1 pseudogene is annotated in these 927 nt (G+C 63.4%); it reads right to left on the reverse strand.

Going from position 1 to position 927, the window contains the following annotated elements:
- Positions 1 to 141 precede the first annotated feature (141 nt).
- Positions 142 to 927: pseudogene (locus OR16_RS38565) on the reverse strand (tryptophan--tRNA ligase); the annotation flags it as partial.

The following is a 927-nucleotide window of genomic DNA, read 5'->3' on the forward strand; positions in this document are numbered from 1 at the left end:
CCCCGCAGGGGTGGTGAAACTGCAGTTGAAGTTGCCCTTGACGTTAAGCCGTTGAAGCTGAAGCTGAAGCTGAAGTTGCAGTTGCAGTTGCAGTTGCAGTTGCAGTTGCAGCTGAAGTCGCAGCCCCCACCAATCCCAACCTCAAAACCTAAAAGTCCCCAACGCCTCACGCACCTCATCCAACGTAGCCTGCGTCACCAACCGTGCCTGCGCCGTCCCCTGCTTCAAAATATCGAACACATGGGCCGGATCCTTCGCCAGCTCCTCGCGCCGCTCGCGAATCGGCGCCAGCAGCCCTTGCAGCACGCCATCCAGCCTGCGCTTGAGCACCATATCGCCCAACCCGCCACGCCGGTAGTGTTCCTTCAATTCGGCCACTTCATCGACCGCCTCGTCGAACGCGTCGAGGTAGGTGAACACCACATTGCCCTCCACCTGGCCCGGATCGGACACCTTGAGGTGGTTGGCGTCGGTGTACATGCGCATGACCGCTTCCTTGACCTGCTCGGGCGAGGCCGCCAGCGAGATCGCGTTGCCTTGCGACTTGCTCATCTTGGCCTTGCCGTCGACCCCGGGCAGCCTGCCAAAGCGCGGGATCAGCGCGGCGGCTTCCGGTAGCACTTCGCGGCCAACCTGATGGTTGATGCGGCGCGCGATCTCGTTGGTCTGCTCGATCAGGGGCGCCTGGTCCTCGCCACGGGCACCACGGTGGCCTTGAAGCCAGTGATGTCGGCAGCTTGCGAGCCGGGTAGCACAGGAAGCCCGCCGGGATGTCACGGCCGAAGCCGCGCGCCTGGATCTCCTCCTTGATGGTCGGGTTGCGCTCGAGCCGGGCCACCGTGACGAAGTTCAGGTACATCAGGGTGAGTTCGGCGAGCGCCGGCAGGTGTGACTGCACCGTGATGGTGGTCTTGGCCGGGTCGATGC

The sequence above is a fragment of the Cupriavidus basilensis OR16 genome, from assembly GCF_000243095.1.
GTDB lineage: Bacteria > Pseudomonadota > Gammaproteobacteria > Burkholderiales > Burkholderiaceae > Cupriavidus > Cupriavidus basilensis_D.